The sequence below is a fragment of the Nonomuraea sp. 10N515B genome (genome assembly GCF_052245915.1).
Taxonomy (GTDB): domain Bacteria; phylum Actinomycetota; class Actinomycetes; order Streptosporangiales; family Streptosporangiaceae; genus Nonomuraea.
Window position 1 is genome coordinate 60820 of record NZ_JBQQBQ010000034.1, and the last position, 14580, is coordinate 75399.

At 67.7% G+C, this 14580-nt stretch carries 14 protein-coding genes and 1 tRNA gene; 9 read left to right on the forward strand and 6 right to left on the reverse strand.

The window, feature by feature from the left end; all coding sequences use genetic code 11:
* Positions 1–34 precede the first annotated feature (34 nt).
* On the reverse strand, positions 35–358 hold the full coding sequence (locus ACTWQA_RS37305; RefSeq protein ID WP_305914048.1) for a rhodanese-like domain-containing protein: 324 nt from the start codon (positions 356–358) through the stop codon (positions 35–37).
* Positions 355–789, reverse strand: coding sequence for a winged helix-turn-helix transcriptional regulator (locus ACTWQA_RS37310; RefSeq protein WP_443163659.1), 435 nt, complete (start codon positions 787–789; stop codon positions 355–357). Before ACTWQA_RS37310 ends, ACTWQA_RS37305 begins: the two co-directional genes overlap by 4 nt.
* A 75-nt stretch (positions 790–864) precedes the next feature.
* On the opposite strand from ACTWQA_RS37310, the gene ACTWQA_RS37315 reads away from it, so the two are divergent.
* Entirely contained in the window at positions 865–2265 is a 1401-nt protein-coding gene (locus tag ACTWQA_RS37315; RefSeq protein WP_443163660.1) for an MFS transporter, read from the forward strand.
* Between the two features lie 183 nt (positions 2266–2448).
* Here ACTWQA_RS37315 and ACTWQA_RS37320 read toward each other — a convergent pair whose 3' ends face one another.
* The gene (locus ACTWQA_RS37320; protein ID WP_443163661.1) at positions 2449–3327 is read right to left on the reverse strand and encodes an Fpg/Nei family DNA glycosylase; all 879 of its coding nucleotides are present in this window, start codon (positions 3325–3327) and stop codon (positions 2449–2451) included.
* A 46-nt stretch (positions 3328–3373) separates the two neighbouring features.
* Positions 3374–3979, reverse strand: a complete 606-nt coding sequence (locus ACTWQA_RS37325; RefSeq protein WP_443163662.1) for a TenA family protein — start codon at positions 3977–3979, stop codon at positions 3374–3376.
* A 23-nt stretch (positions 3980–4002) separates the two neighbouring features.
* Between ACTWQA_RS37325 and ACTWQA_RS37330 the strand changes: the two genes are divergently transcribed.
* Complete coding sequence (locus tag ACTWQA_RS37330) at positions 4003–4653, forward strand: GOLPH3/VPS74 family protein (protein ID WP_443163663.1); 651 nt, start codon at positions 4003–4005, stop codon at positions 4651–4653.
* Between the two features lie 14 nt (positions 4654–4667).
* Here ACTWQA_RS37330 and ACTWQA_RS37335 read toward each other — a convergent pair whose 3' ends face one another.
* Positions 4668–5930: an LCP family glycopolymer transferase gene (locus ACTWQA_RS37335; protein WP_443163664.1), complete on the reverse strand. Its 1263-nt coding sequence runs from the start codon at positions 5928–5930 to the stop codon at positions 4668–4670.
* 263 nt (positions 5931–6193) lie between these two features.
* Between ACTWQA_RS37335 and ACTWQA_RS37340 the strand changes: the two genes are divergently transcribed.
* A complete protein-coding gene (locus ACTWQA_RS37340; protein ID WP_443163665.1) occupies positions 6194–7549 on the forward strand; it encodes a hemolysin family protein in 1356 nt (451 codons plus the stop codon).
* Positions 7546–8553: a hemolysin family protein gene (locus ACTWQA_RS37345; protein WP_443163666.1), complete on the forward strand. Its 1008-nt coding sequence runs from the start codon at positions 7546–7548 to the stop codon at positions 8551–8553. The genes ACTWQA_RS37340 and ACTWQA_RS37345 overlap by 4 nt, the downstream gene beginning before the upstream one ends.
* A 373-nt stretch (positions 8554–8926) precedes the next feature.
* Here ACTWQA_RS37345 and ACTWQA_RS37350 read toward each other — a convergent pair.
* Positions 8927–9009 (reverse strand) — tRNA-Leu (locus tag ACTWQA_RS37350).
* Positions 9010–9210: 201 nt separating this feature from the next.
* On the opposite strand from ACTWQA_RS37350, the gene ACTWQA_RS37355 reads away from it, so the two are divergent.
* The 5 genes from ACTWQA_RS37355 to ACTWQA_RS37375 are packed head-to-tail and all read left to right on the forward strand — an operon-like array spanning position 9211 to position 14568.
* Positions 9211–9951, forward strand: a complete 741-nt coding sequence (locus tag ACTWQA_RS37355; protein WP_127938101.1) for an FhaA domain-containing protein — start codon at positions 9211–9213, stop codon at positions 9949–9951.
* A gap of 17 nt (positions 9952–9968) precedes the next feature.
* Entirely contained in the window at positions 9969–10439 is a 471-nt protein-coding gene (locus tag ACTWQA_RS37360; RefSeq protein ID WP_305917726.1) for an FHA domain-containing protein FhaB/FipA, read from the forward strand.
* Positions 10436–11728 carry a Stp1/IreP family PP2C-type Ser/Thr phosphatase gene (locus ACTWQA_RS37365; RefSeq protein WP_305917725.1) on the forward strand — a complete coding sequence of 431 codons (1293 nt, stop codon included), beginning with the start codon at positions 10436–10438 and terminating at the stop codon, positions 11726–11728. The genes ACTWQA_RS37360 and ACTWQA_RS37365 overlap by 4 nt, the downstream gene beginning before the upstream one ends.
* Positions 11729–13111: an FtsW/RodA/SpoVE family cell cycle protein gene (locus tag ACTWQA_RS37370; protein WP_443163667.1), complete on the forward strand. Its 1383-nt coding sequence runs from the start codon at positions 11729–11731 to the stop codon at positions 13109–13111. It abuts the gene before it with no gap.
* The gene (locus ACTWQA_RS37375) at positions 13108–14568 is read left to right on the forward strand and encodes a peptidoglycan D,D-transpeptidase FtsI family protein (protein WP_443163668.1); all 1461 of its coding nucleotides are present in this window, start codon (positions 13108–13110) and stop codon (positions 14566–14568) included. Before ACTWQA_RS37370 ends, ACTWQA_RS37375 begins: the two co-directional genes overlap by 4 nt.
* Positions 14569–14580 lie beyond the last annotated feature (12 nt).

Genomic DNA, 14580 nt, shown 5'->3' on the forward strand with positions numbered 1-14580 from the left:
CGCCCTCATGATGCCATAAAGGGCGAACTGCGCGTTAGGCCACGAAAGGTTGCTGTCCGGTCTCGCTCACCATCGGGCGACGCGCGGCCTCCCACGACTGCATGCCGCCGCCGACGTTGACCGCGTCCCGCCCGAGCTGGTTGAGCCAGGCCGCGACCTGCAGCGACCGCCCGCCCACCCGGCAGACGACGTAGACCGTCCGGTCTGCCGGCACCTCGTCGACCCGCTGCTGGATCTGGGTCATGGGGATGTGCGCGGCGTCAGGGGCGTGCCCGGCCACCCACTCCTCCTGCTCACGCACGTCAAGCAGGTAGGCGTCATCGGGAAGGGCACTGGCCTCGATCTCAGGAACGGTCATGCCTCCATCATCTCTTGCCTCGCGTCGTACTCCGCACGCGCCGACGCGATCTCCGCCTGATGCTCCTCAGTCCACGTGACCAGGGATTTGATCGTCTGGTGCAGGGTCCGCCCGAGCGGCGTCAGCGCATAGTCCACCCTGGGCGGCACCACCGGGTGCACCGTACGGGAGACCAGCCCGTCACGCTCGAGGTGGCGCAGGGTCACGCTGAGCATGCGCTGGCTGACGCCGTCGATCTCGCGGCGCAGCTGGGAGAAACGCAGGCTCTGGCAGTCGAGCAACGCGATGACCAGCAGCGACCACTTGTCCGCGATGCGGTCGAGTATCTGGCGGACCTCGCAGTCCTCCCGCGTGTCCCACTGCCGCACGTCGTAGTCGTCGTCCACGGTGCTGTCGCAGTAACTGAGTGATCTGAAAGTGCCGTCTTCCATGACATTTCATGCTGGCCCAAGATGTGGACGGTTACAAGAGAGAACCGACTGCCTATTCGTAACCGGGGGTTTGTCATGCCTGCCCGTTCTTGGGGCGTCCTCGCCGTCTTGTGCGGCGCCATCTTCCTCGAGGGCATCGACGTGGCCATGCTGAACGTCGCCCTCCCGTCCATCCGGGCCGACCTTGGGTTGTCCACGGGCATGCTGAGCGGGGTCGTGAGCGCGTACGTGCTCGGCTACGGCGGCTTCATGCTGCTCGGCGGCCGCGCGGCCGACCTGCTGGGCCGCCGCCGCATGTTCCTGCTCTGGCTCGGGGTGTTCCTGGTGTTCTCCGGCCTCGGGGGCTTCGCGGACGAAGGCTGGGTCCTGCTGATCGCCCGCTTCGTCACGGGCGTGGCCGCCGCCTTCATGACCCCGGCCGGCCTCTCCCTGATCACCACGACCTTCCCCGAGGGCCGGCTGCGCAATCGGGCGCTGCTCATCTATGCGGGGACGGCCGCGGGCGGCTTCGCGCTCGGCCTGGTGATCGGCGGCCTGCTCACAGCCTTCGGCTGGCGCTGGGTCTTCTTCGCACCGGTGCTGATGTCGGCGGCGATCCTGGCCGTCGCCATCCCCCTGATCAAGGAGCCCGCCGCCGAACGCCCTCCGGCCACGGGATTCGATCTGGCGGGCGCCGTCACCATCACGGGCGCGATGATGCTGCTGGTCTACGGCGTCGTACGCCTGGAGCAGCCGGCCGACGGCTGGCCACTGACCGTCGCGGCCTTCGCCGGCGGCCTGGCCCTGCTCGCGGCGTTCGCCGCCGTCGAGCGCCGCTCCGCCGGCCCGCTGGTGCGACTCGGCATCCTCAGGTCAGGCCCCCTGGTGCGGGCCAATTTGATGGCCGCCCTGCTCACGGCCTCGTTCTTCGGCTTCCAGTTCCTGGTCACGCTCTACCTGCAGGAGTTGCGCGGCTGGTCCACCATCCAGACGGGCCTGGCCCTGCTGGCGGCCGCCGCCGACGTGGTGCTGGCCCCCACACTCACTCCGTGGCTGGTCAACCGGTACGGCAACGCCAAGGTCGTGCTGGGCGGCCTGCTGTCGGGCCTGCTGGCGTACGCGTTGTTCCTCGGCGTCGGTCTGGACTGGACGTACGCGGCCATGCTGCCGTCGATGCTGCTCATCGGCCTGATGTTCGCCTTCGTGTACGGCCCGCTCACGATTGTGGCCACGGACGGCATCGCCGAGCACGAGCAGGGCCTGGCCGGCGGCCTCATCAACTCCTCGTTCCAGTTCGGCGCGGCCCTGGGCCTGTCGGCGGTGACAGCGATCAACGTAGCCGCCCTCGGCACCGACCCCACCCCCCAAGCATCCTTGACCGCCCTCCGCACAGCCCTCCTCGCCCCGGTGACCGCAACCCTGCTGGCCGCCATCATCGCCACCATCGGCCTCCGCACCCGCGCACGGACAAGGGACCGCGTCCCGGTCAAGGCCTGACTCACCCTCGGCCGAGCGACACCGCCATCGACGCAACGGCGGCCCAGCCCCGAACCACGGAACCCGGCCAAGCATGCGCTCCGTCACGGCGAGCAACCCGTGAGCCTTCACGACCGGCCATGACAGACGGTAAGGAACGTCGGCGCGTGCGGTGACGCTGGGCGACCGTAAAAGAAAAGGGGGTTATTTAAGAAGACGGGAAAGCCTCCGGTCGGCGAGCGGCTTGCCGCCGGTCTGGCAGGTGGGGCAGTACTGGAGCGCGGAGTCGGCGAACGACACCTCGCGGATCGTGTCACCGCACACGTCACACGGCTGCCCCGCCCGGTTGTGCACCCGAAGCCCGGACTTCTTCTCCGCCTTGAGGTCCTTGGCCGCCAGCCCGTGCGCCCGCTCCACCGCCTCCCTCAGCGTGGTCACGATGGCCTCGTGCAGATCGGCGATCTGAGCGTCCGTCAAGGACGCCGCGATCTTGAAAGGGGACATCTTGGCCGCGTGCAGCACCTCGTCGGAGTAGGCGTTCCCGATGCCCGCGATGACCTTCTGATCGCGCAGCAGCCCTTTGATCTGGGTGCGGCTGCCGCCCACGATCTGCTTGAGCGCATCCACGGTGAAGGACTCGTCCAGGGGGTCGGGGCCGAGGGCGGCGACGCCGGGGACATCGTCCGGATTTTTCGTGACATAGACGGCAAGGCGCTTCTGTGTCCCCGCCTCGGTGAGCTCGAACCCGGGTGCCAAGCCCTCGTCATCGGGCGCCAGCCGCAGCCGCACCGCGAGCGGCCCCTTCCCAGGACGGACCGGCTTCGCCCCGGACAGATCCTCGCGCCAGCGCAGCCACCCCGCGCGGGCGAGGTGGATGACCAGATGCAGCCCGTCGCAGTCGAGGTCGAGGAACTTGCCGTGCCTGGCCACGCCGGTCACGGTCAGCCCGCCGAGCGCGGTGACCGGCGGATCGAACGTCTTGAGCGCCTGGATGGCGACCACGTCGACACCCAGGATGGTGCGGCCCACCGCCCGGTCGCGCAGGAAGTGGGCCAGAGACTCCACTTCGGGAAGTTCCGGCATGCCACCAGGGTACGGCGCACACCCGGCCGTCCACAGCCTGTGGAAACTACGGGACGTCCCAGAAGGCCAGCTCGTGTGCCATCCCTTCCCTGAACAGCGCCTCCGCCCGCGCCGGATCGGGGTCGGCCTCATCGATCATCTGCGCGATCCGCACCGTCAACACCGCGAACCCCGGATCCGCGTACGTGTCCACCCACGCCCGGTACCGCGGCTCGGCAGGCGGATTCTCCGCCAGGATCCGCCCGAGGCTCGAATACCCCCACATGCACGCATAGAGCGCCGCCAGCCCCTCCCCGTACGACGCCGCCGAATCCAGCAGGAACGCCGTATACGCCGCACATGCCGGCCCCTTCACCGCCCCGTCCAGATCGGCCCCGAACTCCGCCGACAACGACCGATGCAAGCTCAGCTCGTCGTGGTACGTCGTGTGCGCCAGATCCACCAGATCGCCCAGATGCGCGTCGGGCGCCTGCCAGGCCAGCCGGGAGAACACCCGCACGTAGTCGAGCAGGAACAGGTAGTCCTGCTCCAGCCACGACCTGAACACCGGCTCGGCCAGGTCGCCCCGTGCGATCCCGGCCACGGTGGGATGCTCCAGCTGCGCCTGGAGCAGCGGACGACCGACGGCATGCAATGTCTCCGACATAGTCATGGCTGGGAGATTAGTGTCGAACCATGACGGTGACGATCGCCGAGGAACTCCTCCTGTTGGCTTACAAAGAAGACGGCAAGCCGCTCATCAACTCCACGCAGCTCGACCCGGCGCTGGCCGGTGCCATTCTGGCCGAGCTCGCTGTGGCGGACCGCGTGGCGCTGTCGAACAAGAAGCTCACGCTCAAGGACCCGGCCCCGGTCGGCGACGACGAACTGGACGCCACGCTCACCCGCATCGCCGCCGAACGCAAGGACCGCACACCGCAGTGGTGGGTGCAGCGCCTGCACTCGGCCAAGCTACGCACGCGCCTGCTCACCAAGCTGGCCTCGGCAGGCGTGCTGACCGAGGAACGGGGCAAGGTCCTGGGCCTGTTTCCGACCACCCGCTGGCTGGAGGCGCAGCCGGGAGTGGAGGCGAACGTCCGTGAACGGGTCTCCGCCGTGCTCGCGGGCGCGGACCCCGACGCCCGCACCGCCGTCCTGATCGCGATCATGCACGCGGCCAAGCTGGATCGCAAGGCGTTCCCGGGAGCGAGCAAGGCACGCATCAAGGAGATCGCGGAGGGCGCCTGGGCGGGCGACGCGGTCGCCAAGACCATCGCCTCCATCAACGCGGCGGCCATGGCGGCGATCACCGCCGCCACAACCGCCACAGCCGGCTCCTCGGGCTAGCCCCGGCCCGGGAATCAGCCGGCGTCGACAACGGTCTTCGGGACCGGCTTGTCGTTCTTCAGCGCGTCGAAGAGCGCCAGGGCCTTCGTCCGGTCCCACTTGACCGCCGTGCCCCCGCTCGGGACGGGCTCCTCCCCACCGAACGGCACCACAGTCGTCACCGGGCTGTCACCCATGGCCAGCCCGAGCGAGAGCATGTCGAACGCCCCGGTGCCGCCGTCGACCTGGACCGCGTCCGTGGCGCTCATGGCCAGCGGGATCGAGGTGAACGGGTTGATCAGCACTCCCGGGCTGGCCGCCTTCTTCACGACCGCGCCGAGGAACTGCCGCTGCCGCTTGGTCCGCTCGAAGTCGGGCAGCGCGCCGCCCTTCCGGGTGCGGACGTACCCGAGGGCCTGGGCGCCAGTGAGCACCTGCGTGCCCTTCTTCAGTTTCAGCCCCGCTTTGGGGTCGTCCACGTCGGCCCGGACGTTGATCTCGACGCCGCCGATGGCGTCGACGATGTCCACGAATCCGGCGAACCCGATCTCCATGTAGTGGTCGACATGGATCCCCGTGACCGTCTCCACCGTGCGGGCCAGCAGCTTCGGCCCACCTAGCGAGTAGGCGGAGTTGAGCTTGTCGCGCCCTTTGCCCGGGATGGTGACCGCCGAGTCGCGGGGCAGGCTGACCAGCGTCGGCTTGTCGCTGCCTTCCGGAATGTGCAGCAACATCATCGAGTCCGTACGCTGCCCCACGGCACGCCCGGTGCGGAGCTTCTTACGCTCGGCCGCCGACAGACCCTTGCGGCTGTCGGAGCCCACCAGCAGCCAGTTGGTGCCCGGGGTGTCGGCCGGACGGCCCTCGTAGTCGTCGAGCACCGCGTCGATCCCGGCCAACCGGGAGTCGATCCAGAAGAACATGCCCACGGCCGCCACCAGCAACACCACCAGCAGCCCGGCAACGATCTTCAGAACCGTCTTACCCGACGGCCGCTTGCGGGGCCCTCTGGGGGCCATCTCCGACGGCCCAGCTCCGTCCCGCCTGGACCGCAGCGGCTTGACCGGACTGCTGCCCGACCGCGCCCTCCCATAGACCCGCGAGCCGGCCTTGGGCGGAGCCGGCGCCTCAGGATTCTGGGAAGCGACAGGGAGCTTGTGCGTGGGCGCTCCCGCCCCGCCGGACGGCACCTGGTAGGCGGGCGCACCGCCGGAGCGCAGGCCGTCAGCGGGCCTCGGAGGCAGCGGGCGGCCGTCGCCTGGCGAGCGCATGGCCCTCGTCCGGTCGTCCTCAGTCACTTCGCCTTCTTCCCTTCGCTTGTCATAGACGGTACGTCGAACCCCCGGCAAGTGCAGAGCCTCGCCCAACCTTTGTCTAGGGAAAACTACCGAGAACCAGCGGATCCGCCAGAAGGCGTCACGCACAGTGACCGTGGAAACATAGTCGCCACTTGTGTCGTTATGTTGGTGACGACCTCTATCGAAGGGATGATCGTGTCCGCTCCGGACCCGTGGAGTCTTTGCCCGTGCTCTGGCACGGGTTCTTCTGAAAGTTCACTGCGGTGAGCGCCTATTTCGGGCTCTTGGCCCTGTTCCTCCTGACCGCGGCAACGGGTTTCTTCGTCGCTCAGGAGTTCGCGTACGTCGCCGCGGACCGCGGCATTCTCCGTGAGCAGGCCGCCGCGGGCGACAAGTCCGCCGAGAAGGCACTCCAGGTGACCTCGCGGCTGTCCTTCATGCTCTCCGGCGCCCAGCTGGGCATCACGGTAACGGCCCTGCTGGTCGGCTTCCTGGCCGAACCGGCGATCTCCGTGATCGTCCGCCCCTGGCTCGAGAACACCGGACTGTCCACCACCATGATCTCCGGTATCTCCGTGGCCGCCGGCGTGTTCGTGGCCACGGTGGTGCAGATGGTCCTGGGCGAGCTGGCGCCGAAGAACCTGGGCATCGCCCGCCCGGAGCCGGTGGCCAAGTCCCTGGCGAGCGCCACGCTGGCCTACCTGGCCGTGGTCGGCCCGTTGGTGCGCCTGTTCGACTCGGCCGCCACGGGCCTGCTCAGGCGCGTCGGCGTCGAGCCCGTGGAGGAGGTGGAGCACGGCGCGACCCCGGAGGAGCTGTCCCGCATCATCGAGGAGTCGACCAAAGCCGGAGAGCTCCCTCCGACACTGTCAGAGCTCCTCGAACGAGCCCTGGAGTTCGGCGACCGCACAGCGGAAGAGATCATGGTCCCCCGCCCTCGAGTCGTCGTGCTCCGCGACACGCAGCCGATCTCCGACCTGCTCGAGGTCATGCGCCGGCGCGGCCACTCCCGCTACCCGGTGCTCGGCGCCGACGGCGACGTGCTCGGAGTGACAGGCGTCCGCGAGCTCCTCGCATCACACATGAACGAAGGCGACATCAAAACCATCACCCGCCCCGCTCTGCTGGTCCCAGATTCCCTCCCCCTGCCGGCCGTACTGGACAAACTGCGCACGGCCAGGGACGACATCGCCCTGGTCATCGACGAGTACGGCGGCCTGGCCGGTGTGATCACCATCGAGGACCTGGCCGAGGAACTGGTCGGCGAGCTGCTGGACGAGAACGACCCCGAGCCGCTGGGCGCCGTGGAGCGCGAGCCAGGCATGTGGGAAGTGCCCGGCTGGCTGAGGCTGGACGAGGTAGAACGCGCCACTGGCATCTCACTCCCGGAGAGCGACGACTACGACACCCTCGCCGGCCTGATCCTGGCCCAGCTGGGCCGCCTGCCAGACCCCGGTGACGAGCTGACGGTCCCCATCACCCACCCCACCGACGACCCGTTCGCAGAGACCGACAACAACCACGTGGCGCACGTGACGGTCATGTCCCTGAACCGCCGCGTCCCCGAATGGGTCCGCCTGGTCCCCGCAAAGCACGCGCCCGCGGAGGCGACCCGATGACGATGCTCCTCATCAGCCTCGCCCTCCTGGCCTTCAACGCGCTGTTCGTCGCGGCCGAATTCGCCTTCGTCTCCGCCAGACGCCACCGCCTCGAGGAGATGGCCACAGGCGGCAACCGCGTGGTGAGATTCGCCGCCAAATCCGCCGTATCCGGCGGAAGGCAACTGTCTCTCATGCTGGCCGGCGCCCAGCTGGGCATCACCCTGTGCACCCTGGGCCTGGGCCAGGTCTCGGAACCGGCGCTGGAACACGCGCTGGAGCCGGTCTTCGCCGCCGTGGGAATCCCGGAGTCCCTCCGCCTCCCCATATCCCTCACCCTCGCCCTGGCGCTGGTGACGTTCCTCCACATGGTGATCGGCGAAATGGCCCCCAAATCCTGGGCCCTAACACACCCGGAACGCGCGGCACTCCTCCTGACCCTGCCGTTCCGCGCCTTCACCCACGTGATGCGCCCCCTGCTCACGACCCTGAACGCCCTGACCAACGCCATCCTCCGCCTCTTCGGCGTACAACCAAGAAACGAACTCGCCACAACGCGCACACCGCGACAACTGGCCATGCTGGTAGGCGAGTCAGGCCGCATGGGCCTCCTGGACAGAGACGAACACGACCTCCTGACCAGAGCCCTCCGCCTCCAGGCAGAAGGCATAGAACGCCTCATGGTCCCCATAACCCAGGCGGTCATGGTCCCGCCAACAGCAACAGCAGCCCAGATCAGATCAGCCGCAACAGAAAGCGGCCACCTGAGACTCCTGGTAGGCACCCCCACCTCAGTAGAAGGCGCCCTCCACGCAAGAGACGCCCTCCTAAACCCAAGAGACAAAGCAGGCGACCTAACACACACCCTCCCCCACCTGCCATGCGTAACCCAGGTCCCAGAAGCGGTAACAGCCCTACAAGAGGCAAGATCCCACCTGGCCCTGGTAACGAACCAATCAGGATCAGTCATCGGAATGGTGAGCCTCACCGACCTACTGGGCGAGCTGCTGGACACCAGGCTGTGACGTAAAACACATCAGCAAGCGCCCCGAAAGCACCTTGCAACCACCCTGAAGCACGCTCCAAGGGCGCCCCACCCCCAGAAAAAGAGCCCCCACAACCCTTGCGATCCGCCGACGACTTCGTCAGGGTGGGACCGCACCCAACGACGAACAACCACAGCAAACAAAGGGGTTCTGGGGGCAAAGAGGACGAAGGTCTGGGGCAACAGCCCGAGCAGACGGGGGTCTGGGGGCAACAGCCCCCAGGGACGGGGGGTCTGGGGGGCCATGCCCCCCAGAAGACGCTGGGGGTCCGGGGGTTATCCCCCGGTAAACACGACGAGGGGACCCGAGGGAGGAAGCAAATGCTTCCGACCAAGAGTCCCCAGTCACCGAGTGGGCGAGGAGGGATTTGAACCCTCACGTCCTTTCGGACACACGGACCTGAACCGTGCGCGTCTGCCGTTCCGCCACCCGCCCTTTTTTGGGTGCGGAGAAACAGTAGCACGGAACAGCCACTGGTACTGAACCCGGATACGATCGCATAAGACACGGGAGCGGAGGAGCTGGGCGCGACAGCCGACGGGCGCCGGGGAACGCCGCGACGTGGGACTAGCGGAAACCGGGCGCTGTACGCGTCTGGGGAACGCGATCATATGCACGGAGGAAGGGAGGTACCCGGTGGGAGTCCTTCAGCGCTTCGAGCGAAGGCTCGAAGGCTTGGTTGAGGGGGCCTTTGCGCGGGCGTTCAAATCTGACCTTCAGCCGGTCGAGGTCGCCAGCGCGGTTCAGCGGGAGATGGATGAGCGTGCGGCGATCGTCGCTCAAGGTCGCACGCTCGTGCCCAACGATTTCGTGGTTGAGCTGTCCACGACCGACAGCGAGCGGCTAGAGGTCTACGCCGACAGCATCAGTCACGAGCTGGCCAACCTCGCCAGGGAGTACGCCAAGGAGCAGGGCTACTCTTTCGTGGGACCGGTCCGGGTTCGCTTCGAGACCGCCGCCGACCTGGCTGTGGGTTTGTTCCGCATCAGGTCCGGCGTCATCCGCGGCGCGACGGTGGAGCAGGACGAGATTCGCCAGCCGGCGAGCGACCTGCCTCCATCCCGGCCGCACGCGTTCAACGGGCGGCCCAGGCTGCTCGTCTCCACCCAGGACGATCCGCAGGGAGACCGCTCCTACGAGCTCACCACTCCGGTGACCTTGCTCGGCAGGGGCACCGACTGCGATCTTCGTCTAGTCGATCCCGGCGTTTCGCGGCATCACGCGGAGTTGCGCGTCGAGGGCCAGAATGTGGTTCTCGTCGACTTGGGATCGACGAACGGCACTTTCGTCAACGGCCAGCCGGTACGCAGGATCGAGCTCCAGAACGGCACGCGAGTGACCCTGGGGCGCACGACTCTGGTGTTCCGGCGCGATTAGAGGTAGACAAACGGTCCATGTCCGAGCTCACGCTGCTGCTGATCCGGCTCGCCTTCCTGGCGGTGCTGTGGTTCTTTGTCATTGCCGCAGTCGGCGTGATCCGGACTGACTTGTTCGGTTCACGCACGGCTCCCGCGGGTCCACGCAAGTCCGCCAAACCCGCCAAGGCGGTGGCGAAGCCCAAAAGCAAGAAGGGCGAGCCACGCCAGCTCATCGTCACCGGTGGCCCGCTGCAAGGCACCACCATCACTCTCACGGAGACGCCCATCACCATTGGCCGGGCGAACGACGCCACGCTGGTAGTCACTGACGACTACGCTTCCAGCCGGCATGCCCGGCTCTTTCCTCAGGACGGTCAGTGGATCGTGGAAGACCTCGGGTCGACCAACGGGACCTATCTCGACCGCTCGAAAGTCACCCGCCCGACCCCGGTGCCGCTCGGTGTTCCGATCCGCGTCGGCAAAACAGTCATTGAATTGCGCAAATGACCATCGCACTCCGCTACGCCGCCCGCTCGGACGTCGGCCTCCTCCGCGAAGGAAACGAGGACTCGGCGTACGCTAGCGGCCGCCTGCTTGCCGTCGCCGACGGCATGGGCGGGCACGCACACGGCGAGGTGGCCAGCTCAGTCGCCATCGCCGCCATGGCCTCTCTCGAAGAGGCCCAACAGGGGGGTGACCTGCTCAACGCCATCGAGGCAGCGGTACGCGACGCCAACCGCAAGCTGCACGAAATGGTGGGGCGGGATCCCAGCCTCAAAGGCATGGGCACGACTCTCACGGCCATGTTGTGGCACGGCACCCAGGTCGCCCTCGTGCACGTCGGCGACTCGCGCGCCTACCTGCTCAGGCGCGGGGAGCTCTACCAGATCACCCATGACCACACGCTGGTGCAGCAGCTCGTCGACGACGGGCGCATCACGCCGGAAGAGGCCGCCACGCATCCGCAGCGCTCGATCCTGCTGCGCGCTCTCGACGGCAGCGGCGAGGTCGATCCCGATCTCACTCTCCGGGAGGCGCAGGTAGGTGACCGTTACCTGCTGTGCTCGGACGGGCTGTCCGGTGTGGTGAGCGCGGAGACGCTGCACGCGACGCTCACCAACATCGACGATCCGGAAGAGGTCGTCCGCCAGCTCATCGACCTGGCGAACAGGGGAGGCGGGCCGGACAACATCACGTGCGTCCTGGCCGACGTCCTGGAGATCACCGATGGGCAGCAGGTGCCTGCCGAGGTGGCCGTTGTGGGCGCCGCGGGCATGAACCGGCTGCGCGGGAATCCGCAGGACACCTCGCCGGGGCGACCTAGTGCGGTGACCGCACCCCAGCCGGCGATCGCCGACGACGACTTCGACGAGCCGGTCGCGCAGGCGTCCCGGCGGTCGGGCAAGCGTCGTCGTGTGTGGCCCGTGCTGGTCACCGTGCTCTGCATAGCCATCGCCGCCGTCGGCGCCGGTGGCTATTTTGGATACCAGTGGACCCAGGACCAGTTCTTCGTCGGTGCTAGGGACGGCGAGGTGGTCGTGTTCAAGGGGATCCAGAAGGAGGTGGTCGGATTCCAGCTCTTCAGCGTCTCCAAGCCCACGGGACGGCAGCTCTCCCAGCTGTCCGAGGCTGACCAAGCGCTGGTCAGGAGCGGCATCCCCGTCCTGTCCGTCGACGAAGGCGTGGCGAAAATCAACGCGTTGAAGTTCTCCGGAGATCAGCCGAGCGAGACGACGGCGACCACGAGTGCGTCGCCCACGCCATCCGCCACCGCGACCAAGACGAAACAGCAGTAAATGAGCGAAGTCGCCGAAGCCCCCGTCCCGATGCCGGCCAAGCGCCGCGTGGCCCAGCTGGTCATGCTGGCGCTCGCGGTGGGCATCGTCATGGGCGCCTACGCCAACGTCGGCCTGGCGATCGACGGCCAGATCCCGGCGGGCATGCTGACGTACGGCCTGGGTCTGGGCGGCCTGATGGCGGTCGCCTACATCGTGCTGGCCAAGTTCGCCCCGTGGGCGGATCCGCTGATCCTGCCGCTGGTGACCGTGATCAACGGTCTCGGCCTGGTGATGATCTACCGGCTCGAGTCCGCGAACATGCCCGGTGCGTCCGCCGCCAACCAGATCATGTGGACGGCCGTCGGCGTCGTCATGTTCACGGCCACACTGCTCGTGATCCGCGATCATCGGATGCTCCAGCGCCTCACCTACACCGCCGGCGCCGTCGGCCTGGTCCTCCTCGCCATCCCTGCGATCTTGCCCGCCTCACTCAGCGAGGTGCAGGGCGCCAAGATCTGGATCCGCATCGGCGGTTTCTCCATCCAGCCCGGCGAGTTCGCCAAGCTGGCGCTGGTGGTCTTCTTCGCCGGTTACCTCGTGGCCAAACGCGACGTGCTGGCGCTGGCCGGGCGGCGGCTGCTCTTCATCGACCTCCCGCGGGCCAGGGACCTCGGCCCCGTCCTCGTCACCTGGGCGCTCAGCCTGCTCGTCCTGGTCTTCGAGAAGGACCTGGGCACGTCGCTGCTGCTGTTCGGCACGTTCATCGCGATGCTCTACATCGCCACCCAGCGCACGTCGTGGGTGCTGATCGGCGTGCTGCTCTTCGCGGGCGGCGCCTTTCTGGCGGGCATGGCCTTCGACCACGTCGGCGACCGCTTCCAGATCTGGCTCAACCCGAGCTCCGACGAGTTCTACAACCGGGAGATCGGCGGCAGCTATCAGATCATGCAGAGCCTCTTCGGGCTCGGCGCCGGCGGCATCCTGGGCACCGGGCTCGGGCAGGGCAATCCCGACCTGATCCCGCTGTCGTTCTCCGACTTCATCTTCGCCGCGATCGGCGAAGAGCTGGGCCTGACCGGCCTGATGGCGCTGATCATGCTCTACGCGCTGCTGGTCGAGCGGGGTCTGCGCACCTCGCTGGCGGCCCGCGAGCCGTTCTCGAAGCTGCTGGCGGGCGGCCTGTCGTTCATCCTGGCCTGGCAGGTGTTCATCATCGTCGGCGGCGTGACGAACCTCATCCCCCTGACCGGCCTGGTCACCCCGTTCATGTCCCAGGGCGGCTCGGCGTTGCTGGCTAACTGGATCCTTATCGCGCTTTTGGTAAGAATGTCGGATTCGGCGCGAAAGCCCCCGCCTCAGGCGATCCAGAACGAAGGACTGACGCAGGTGTTCCAGCGATGAACAAGACCCTGAAGCGCGCGGCCGTGGCCTGCCTGGTCATGTTCGCGCTCCTGATGATCAATGTGAACATCCTGCAGGCGGTCCGCGCGGAAGAGCTGAGCGGCGACTCCCGCAACACCCGCAATTACTACGCGCGTTACGCCGTCGAGCGGGGACGCATCGTCGCGGGCGGCAAGGTGATCGCCCAGTCCGTCGAGACCGACAGCAAGCGGTTCAAGTTCGCCAGGGAATACCCGGACGCGAAGCTCTACGCGCACGTCACCGGCTTCTTCTCCCCCGAGAGCGAGAGCGCGATCGAGAGGTCCGAGAACGACCTGCTCGACGGCTCCAGCGCGGACCTGCTGCTGCGGCGGAGCATCGACCTGTTCACCGGCGAGCCGACCAAGGGCGCCAACGTCGAGGTCACGATCAACCCCAAGGCGCAGAAGGCGGCCTACGACGCGCTGCGCAGCAGCGGCAAGCGCGGCGCCGTGATCGCGCTCGACCCGAAGACCGGCGCGATCCTGGCGATGGTCTCGCTGCCGACCTACGACCCCACCGAGCTGTCTGGCACCGACAAGGGCAAGGTCTTCACGCGCTACGACGAGCTGGCCAAGGAGAAGAGCCAGCCGCTGCTCAACCGCACCATCGGCCAGACGTACCCGCCGGGGTCGACGTTCAAGGTGGTGACGATGGCGGCGTATCTGGAGGACGACTCCTCGCGCGGCCCGGACACCACCGTGGACGCCCCACAGCGGCTGCCGCTGCCCAACACCACCATCAGTCTGCCCAACTACGGCGGCGCGGCCTGCGGCTCCGGCTCGGTCACGCTGATGTTCGCGCTGGAGAAGTCTTGCAACACGCCCTTCGGCAAGATGGGCATGGAGCTGGGCTACGACAAAATGAACGAGCAGACGGAGAGGTTCGGCATGGGTGAGCAGATCGCCGTGCCGATGTCGGTGGCCGACAGCGATTTCGGCCCCAAGGAGGATCAGGCGGCCGTGGCGATGGCCTCGATCGGGCAGCGCAGCAACCGGATGACGCCGCTGCAGATGGCCATGATCGCCGCCGGCATCGCCAACGAGGGCGCGGTGATGAAGCCGTACCTCGTCAACAAGATCACCGACGCCAAGGGGGACACGGTCGACGAGGCCAAGCCCGAGGAACTGTCGGAGGCGGTCAGCACCGAGACGGCGGGCAAGCTGCGCCAGATGATGGTGAGCGTCGTCAACAACGGCACGGCCAACCTGGCGCAGGTGCCGGGCGTCCAAGTAGCGGGTAAGACGGGCACCGCGGAGACGGCCGACGGCCAGCCGCCGCACGCCTGGTTCATCTCCTTCGCGCCCGCGGAGGACCCGAAGGTGGCGCTGGCGGTGATCGTCGAGTCCGGCGCCGCGAACGTCGGCGCGGAGGCGACAGGCGGCCACACGGCCGCGCCGATCGCAAAAGCCGTGCTGGAGGCGGTGCTGAACAAGTGAGTGACGGTAACC